Here is a 7,674-nt window from a genome sequence, read left to right as displayed (position 1 = left end):
TCCTGGCAACTGTTCGAATTATCATCCGATCAGCTACCTGACGGACCTTCACAGCTCCGTTTTCCGACTGGCATGGTGCTTGCTCGAGAGTACCCGTAGCGCGAGGTTCGCCTTCGAAACCGAGTGACAATGCGCCCTCGTCCGCTTGAAGAATCCGCAACGCTTGGAAAAGTTCGCAATGAAAGAAACGGCTTCGACCGAGAGTGTCATTCCACCGACTGACGTCGTCAAGCGCGCCGCGCGCATCGGTGTTGAAATGAGAAATGTCAAGCTCTCGGGTGATTTACCGAGCCAAACCGTCGCTGCGATCAACAGCTTGCTGCTCGAACACAAAGTGATCTTCTTCCGCGATCAGGGTCATCTTGATGACGCGGAGCAGGAGCGCTTTGCTGCTTGTTTGGGAAGGCTGGTGCCGCATCCGACGCTCGGTACCATCAATGGAACGACCTCGATCATCGAGCTTGATTCCGCGCGCGGAGGTAGTCGGGCTGACGTATGGCACGCCGATGGAACGTTTCTCGCGGCCTATCCCAAACTTGCGGTGCTGCGAGCCGTCGTGATCCCATCGTCCGGTGGCGATACGATTTGGTCGAACACTGTGGCCGCCTATCTGGATCTGCCGCGGCCGCTCCAACGGCTTGCCGACGAACTCTGGACCGTTCACAGCAACGCCTTCGACTACGCCGGGACCTGCCGTGTTCGCGAAATCGACCAGAAGCATTTTGATGAGGTCTTTACCAAAACGATCTATGAGACCGAGCATCCGGTGGTCCGTGTACATCCCGAGACCGGCGAGCGCGCGCTCCTGCTCGGCGATGTGGTGCAAAGGTTTATTGATATCCCAAAGCGCGACGGTCAGAGGCTGTTCGATCTATTCCAGTCCCATATCACGGCGCCCGAAAACACCGTGCGCTGGAGCTGGAAAGAAGGCGATGTCGCGATTTGGGATAACCGCGCAACGCAGCATTATGCGGTCAACGATTACGGTGACCAGCATCGCGTCGTTCATCGTGCCACAATCGATGGTGACGCGCCCGTCAGCGTCGACGGCCGATGCAGTGTAACGCGCCTCAAGACAACGAAGCGCCCCTCCACGAGGGTTGCCTAGCCGGGCTCGGCAAATTCACCGGTGATGCACTGCTCTTTATCGCATGTTCGCGCGAATAGACTGTTTGCGAAGAGAAGTTCACCGAGCAGAACGCCACGCGCAACTGGATGGGAGGGGCTAACGCGCCGCGGACTCGGAAGGCGACCCTCGTTGCTGAAGTGAGATGCTGAAAGCTCATCTCGACCCAGCGGAAAATGATTCAGCACCGAGTGGCGCAGGTCATCCGGCCGCGGCGGGTTGATTTGCCGCGGAAGGGGAGTATGTTTCCGCCGACCTTGCGCATCGCCTTTAGGCCAGCGCCACAAACGTGGGACAGAAATAGCGCGGTTGCCGTAGTTGGCTAGTTTCGGCATCTGTGTCTTGGTTCCGCTTACCACGCCTCTTCGCGACGTGAACTAAGCTCCGAGGGCACGGTTTGAGCGTTGTCATGGCAGAGTACGAGCTTGGACGCGAGTCTGACGAGCAGCACGAGCAGGCATCGAAAGCAATGTCGCTGGCGCAAGATCAGCACTCGATTTGACTAAATGAGCATCGGAGATCATTCCGGCCGAGGGTATAGGTCTTGCGCAATATGACGTCGGCCGATCGCTCGTAGACGAAGCAGCAAAGGCTCTAACCTACCGTTCCCAACACATGCTACCTTGGACATCACGGCTCAATTTACGCGGTACCCGGGCTTCTCGCCAGGAGCACAGCCGATACCAAAATCGCCGTGATAAGTGGCTCCAAGCCCTTGAAATGGCGATGGTGATATCGGCTACATGGCGGTGAATTCACGCGCAGTCTTGAGGCCTTAGAAGAATACCGACGTAGATACCAATATATTCAGGGCGTGTCCCGTTTGCGGCGTGTAGGTAATGCTTGTCGGGTGATTGATGTACGTCAGTCCTACGGTTGTATATATTCCGGGCGCCAGATGCGCCGTATATAGTCCCGAAATGGCTGTGCTGTCGCGGTGCGCCAGCGGCTCTTTCGCCAGTGCAGCATCCACCGCGAAATGGCTCCAGATGGTGTTGTTGACAACAGGACTCATCTGGTCGGTGGGCCGGCTGTCAAACAGGCCTTTCGCGTAAAGGCGAAGCTCGTAGTACTGGCTAGCCCTATTTAGGTCAGGCGGAGCGTACATTGCAGAGAATCCGCCATAGATTCCGCGAGATGCCGAGCCGTGGATGGCAGACTGCCAGAATTGCCTGTCCGCAGCTACATAGTAGACGCTGTTCGCCTTGGCTGTCGGTTGCGTCGGATGCTGTAGGTCCGTGTAGCTGCTGTTATTAAACCCCGCGCCAGCCCGCAGCCAAGTCTCGGGTACCCCGGGAGTAGGCTTGTTCTTATAGCAAATTTCATCAAGCAAAAGAATGCCTGCGTCGCGCGTGCTCCAGTTCAACCCAGTGGGATTTTCGCTTACATGCGTATATTGACCGGCTGGACTGAGCGAGCGCTGGATTGAGAGCTTATTATATAAGCGATCGTCAAAATTGTACTTCAGATTAAGGGCCGGCGTTGGCGCCCAATTGTTGCTCATGCCCGCTTGGAACAGCATCTTCGACGAGGGTCCAAAAAACTTTTCTCCGGCGCCCGCAAACTCATGTTGGTTCCTGAGGTAGCCCAGTTTGAGTTCGATCTTCCTGTCGAAGAACGTTTGATAGTAAGAAACTGCATTGAGTCCCAGTCGGTCTGGCCCGGCGCTCTTCCATGTCCAGTATTGATGCTCGGCTCCCACCACGATCTGACCGTCGGGAATTCCAAACCGAGTGAGGTCATAGGTCACGATCATAGAGTTGACCGTACTAAATGTTGGATTCTGACCGACATATTGCTGATTGGCGATGGTGCTTCTGGCGGCATTGCCGACTTCATTGTTGACAAACGTATTTAGGGTCCAGCCAGCAAATCCAATCCCGAGATCTGAAAGCTCGGATCTGACAGAAGCTCTATCCTGATCTATCGTGTCTGCAGGACCAGGAGCAGTGAACGCGGCACCTTTTTCGCGGAGGTTCTCGAATTTTGCGAATGGATTAATCTGCTTTTGAATTCTGCTCTTCGCAGTCTGCAGGGTACTGTCGCGCTTTGACGTAGCTGTTTTTGACAGGGAGCTCCCAGAAAGGCGCGCTGCTCCCTTGGGCCCGCTTCGGAATGTCATAGCCGGATCCGAAATTGTCCGGCTTCTTGCCTTGACGAGCTCATCGGGGCCGTGGCTTCTTGGGCCAGAGATCTCGCCAGTTGCTGCCGCCGAACTGCCCGCGAGACTAGCTATCACCGACAGGAGAATGCGCCCTCTCGGCTTCGCAATTGGTCCAGAAATGAGAGCGACTACGCCAGCCGGGTATGCCCACATGGATACCGGCGCTATAACGCAACGATGCATGGTGATTTCCGCGTCCGTCGATTCGAATAAAGTGCACTTCCACCTGACCGCCTAGAGCGGAGGTCGAATCCTTGGCCCTCAAGGCGGTCTGGGTGGCGCTTGACACCAGGCGGGTGTCTTTATGCGAAAAAGACCCGCTCAGCCTTCCGCGCTATCACAACTACTGGCGCAGCTTGGCCAACTTGGTGGATACCTGGCGCGACACAACCCAGCCGCTCGATCGCTAATCGAATGCAGGCATCTTGGTATGAGCGTTCGCTAGCAAGAGATTGGCGGCCGACGCACGAAGCCCAGGTGACCTTGGGACAAATCCACTGGCAAAAGGAAAGGCAATGTTCTTGAACAGAGAGCAGCGCCAATAGCGGAGCTCGCAGAACAACACGCCGGATCCAAGAAACGCCGCTCGCAGCTTGGTCGATGGGATGAAGCACAGGCGGGCAGAAGGGGCTAACATCTTTTGAGGCCCGTAAGCTCGCTGACGCCGCCACAAGGCCTTGATTGGCTCTCATCGGAAGATGGAGAGCGCGATTGGCGACGTTTTGATACCTGCGGACAACGAGACAGAACATCTATCAGCTCCATTGGATCTACGAGATCTATATCGCGTCGCGACTTCTTCCCTGATGTGGCCCGAGCGAGTTTCACCGGCACTGACTGGCATGTGTCCGTCATCTCCATCAATTGCTAGGTTTGGTAGTTGACCGGGCGGGAGGTCGGCTGTCGCTGCGCGAATCGCAGGTATTGTGCCGGTCGGCGCGAGGCCGTCCCGGCGTTCACGGAGGACCGGTATGGCAACGTCGACGGGTGCAATCGATCGAGGTTGCGCGAAGCTCTTAGGGGGAACGATCTTTTCGCGGGCCGTGTCGCGCCGGCGCTGGTCGTTTTGTGCTCCGTGGTCTAGTGGCGTGGACGAGTGGCTGCTCTGGATTGCACGCCTCAGCCCGTAGCGATCCGGTCGAGCGGCGATCATGCACATCGATAGGGGCCATCATGTCATCACGACGAATCGCTGCGGTTTACTGAGAGTACGCATCCAGCGTAACGGCGCGCTGATGGAGTATTCCGGCTGCTAACGCTTGAGCCGAGATCTTTGTACATCCGGACGAGCTCGATCAGGTTTTCGATAGCGAAGTCGCTGAACGCCGAGATGCCATCTTCCCCACGCCGTAGGCCGAGATGAGCCGTCCTCGATCTCCATTTCGTTGGTGATGTCCCGCAGCCAGTTCGTCCTCCTGGTCGAGGTCCGCGGTCACACGGGCAATGGTGGTGATGTGATGAACCTTGGCGTGGCTATGCCGCGTTGCAGTCGGGGGCGTCAACTTCCCGGCAGCAATGCGTCCAGCTGTTTTCGCGGCTAGGGCCGGGGCGGCTCTCGTCGCACAGCTGCCCACGGCGTCTTGTACCAGTTTGGAGCCGTTTGTGATTGTACCAGGCGAGCGAAACTCGTTCGCCGGACTCCCTGGCGCGCACAGCGAAAGGTAATGCATTTCATCCGATTATCGCTCCTTGGCTGGTCTTAACAGAGCGGCGTGCCAAGATAAGCATCGAATGCGGCTGCCACAGCGCGAGTTAGAAAACGATGCTCCGGCCTCACGCGGATGAATCCCTTTTCCATTTGCATGATTCCATCCTCGGCGAGCATTGCCAAGCGTTCGCCTAAACCGAGGAAAGAGACCGGGTCAAATCCATGAGTAACGCAAATTGCCGGCACGTCGACCTCGAAATCGCACATTAGCCGCTCGATGATTGCGGCCCGGACGCGGTCTTCGAGGCTGAGACTGTAGTCCTTTGACGTCGCCAGACGGCCGGCTTTGATTTGGCCGCTGTAGGAACCGGCTGTAACTGCGTTCTGGACGTAACCGTCCCCAAGCCGACCGATGGCCGACGGGCCGAAGCCGATCACTTTATTGCAGGTGTCGGCCGAGTAACCCAGTGAGTTCCGCCGCAGGCGACCGGCTTTCTGCGCCAGCGCGAGCTCATCATCCGGCAAGGCGAAATGGTCGAGTCCGATTTGGCGGTACCCAGCTGCAATCAGTGCATTGGCCATCGCGGCGGCCTGTTCTGCACGGGCAGGTCTGTCTGGCAGCGCTGCCTCGTCGATCAGGCGCTGATTCTTCTTGAAGGAAGGAACGTGCGCGTAGCCGAATACCGCAAGCCGGTCTGGTCGCATGGCCACTGCCGTAGTCGCGGTCTGAACGCAGGACTGCACCGTCTGATTTGGCAGACCGTAGATGAGGTCGAAGTTGATGCGGATTATTCCATGCTGCCGCAACGTTTCGACGGCGCGCTCTGTTTGTGCCTCACTCTGGACGCGGTTGATCGACTTTTGAACAATTGGATCGAAGCTCTGGACGCCGAGATTTGCGCGGTTCACGCCGGCAGCTGCTAACCCTTCGGATGTGGCGAGCGTGAACGTGCGCGGGTCGATCTCAACAGCGATGGCGGCCGTTTTCGAAAGCGCAAAGCGGCGGCGCAGAAATTCCATCAGGCGCCGGAACTCCGCTGCCTCGATGAGGGTCGGCGTTCCACCGCCGAAGTGCACGTCGCTCACAGGCAGCGGTTGCGGCACCTGCGCCGCGACCAAATCGATCTCCTTACGAAGAACCGTCAAAAACTCTAGGATGGGTGAATCCCGGCGAGTGATGCTTCGAGCGAAGCCGCAATACCAGCAAATCGGTCGACAGAACGGAATGTGGAAATAGAGCGACACCGAGTCATTAACCGGCAGGCGCTGCAGCCATTTCTCAGAGGCTTCGGCGCCGACCTCTGTGGAGAACTCGGCTACAGTTGGATAGATGGTGTACCAAGGAAGGCGAGCATCGCAATACTTGTCTAGAATCGAAGTCTGCAACGATTGTTATCCCATGTTTACGAAATTTGTGGTCGCAAGCGAATTCTTTTGCATTCCTTTGTTTGCCGACAGTAATCAGGAGTGCCGCTAGGCAATTGGGAGCTTGCGTGACGGCGGATCTGCTGACGAAAGACGCTGTTGGATGGCAAGGCGTTCCTCGCGAAGACAGAGAACAACTGCTGCAGGCGCGATACTCGAATCAACACGGCCACGACGAGGCCCCAGATTCAACTCCGCTTCGGTAATCTCCAATGTTCGCCAAGAGACATCCACCAGGGCCGTTGGCTGCTAGAGCTCGAACTGCCTCACGACCTGACTCGTGCGAGGTTCATTGACCAAGATTCATTACCCCGTACTCTTCATCAACTGACAAGGTTGGTAGTTGACTTCTGCGTGGCTATTCTCCATCGACCCAGGGATCCTGCGCCGGTTCAGGGCCGTCCAAGCACGTAGTCGAACTTCACCAATGCGAGCATTGTCGCAGGGCCTCGTTCATGGGTCCCGCGGAGCGAGAAACCCCTTCATGCGCCCATTGCTCGGCGGAAGTGTCGCTAGGAGCGAAACGTTGCTTATCGTTGCGGCCGACTCGATTCGGCACGGGGCGAATAAATGGTTATAGGGATGTTCGTCGTAGATTGCGCCAAAATGCTCCGCCTCCGATCAACACGACAACTATTGCTTTGTGCGCGCACTATGATGTAGGAGCGCCCGCGTGCAACGACTCTCGCGTCGCGTGGCTCGCTCAGCCGCATAGGAGGTAAGACCAAACGATCTTTAAGAGTGGCGGATGGCGTATTGTCGATCGTCGGGCGGCACCACGGCTGTTGCAGTGTTCTCGAGTGGAGTGGAAAAGCTAATGAGCCGGGTCGGCGAGCGAGAAGTGATGGATGCAATTGAACAGCCGGCCGCTTTAGACTTGCCGCCGATTTTGCGCAGATCGTCAAGGAACCTAGGGTGAGTGGTGGGCGTCTTCGTGTGTCTGTGCACTGCAGCAGTCTACTTTTTGACCGACGTCAGACGATATCTCGAGAGCTCGGCAGTTCGTGAAGCCGCTCCAACGCTAAGCATGTCGCCCGACGACAGGGCGGTTCTATCGGAGATTCTATCGGGAGAACAGAAGGCGAGCGATGGAATAGCGGAGCTCAACCGCAGCATCACAGCACAGCAGGCTGACTTAAAACGAATTTCCGATCAAATTGCAGCACTGACCTCACGAATCGACTCGTTGCCAAATCTCGTGCTCACCGCTTCACGTCCTTCCGTTCCCTCCCCGCCGTCAGCTCAAGCCGATCCGAAGCCGGCGAGGAAACTCGCGCCTCCGCCTAAGCCACAAGGACCGATCTCCGTCGG

4 protein-coding genes and 1 pseudogene are annotated in these 7,674 nt (G+C 57.0%); 3 read left to right on the top strand and 2 right to left on the bottom strand.

Translation table 11 applies throughout. The features are described from left to right. Positions 1-178: 178 nt before the first annotated feature. Positions 179-1,108, top strand: coding sequence for a TauD/TfdA dioxygenase family protein (locus tag FXV83_RS41145; RefSeq protein ID WP_148745728.1), 930 nt, complete (start codon positions 179-181; stop codon positions 1,106-1,108). Positions 1,109-1,901: 793 nt separating this feature from the next. Here FXV83_RS41145 and FXV83_RS41140 read toward each other — a convergent pair. Further along, positions 1,902-3,248 carry a carbohydrate porin gene (locus FXV83_RS41140; protein ID WP_148745727.1) on the bottom strand — a complete coding sequence of 449 codons (1,347 nt, stop codon included), beginning with the start codon at positions 3,246-3,248 and terminating at the stop codon, positions 1,902-1,904. A 296-nt stretch (positions 3,249-3,544) separates the two neighbouring features. Here FXV83_RS41140 and FXV83_RS43455 point away from each other — a divergent pair, with 296 nt between their 5' ends. Further along, positions 3,545-3,700 carry a hypothetical protein gene (locus tag FXV83_RS43455; protein WP_187436537.1) on the top strand — a complete coding sequence of 52 codons (156 nt, stop codon included), beginning with the start codon at positions 3,545-3,547 and terminating at the stop codon, positions 3,698-3,700. Between the two features lie 1,289 nt (positions 3,701-4,989). Here the strand turns inward: FXV83_RS43455 and hemN are convergent. After that, positions 4,990-6,324, bottom strand: a complete 1,335-nt coding sequence (hemN, locus tag FXV83_RS41130) for an oxygen-independent coproporphyrinogen III oxidase (protein ID WP_148745726.1) — start codon at positions 6,322-6,324, stop codon at positions 4,990-4,992. Positions 6,325-7,327: 1,003 nt separating this feature from the next. Here hemN and FXV83_RS43695 point away from each other — a divergent pair. Then, positions 7,328-7,674 (top strand): annotated as a pseudogene (locus tag FXV83_RS43695) (hypothetical protein); the annotation flags it as partial.

Source organism: Bradyrhizobium hipponense (genome assembly GCF_008123965.1).
GTDB classification, from domain to species: Bacteria; Pseudomonadota; Alphaproteobacteria; order Rhizobiales; family Xanthobacteraceae; genus Bradyrhizobium; species Bradyrhizobium hipponense.
The sequence above is the reverse complement of the archived record's forward strand: the minus strand, read 5'-3'. Positions and strand labels throughout refer to the sequence as shown.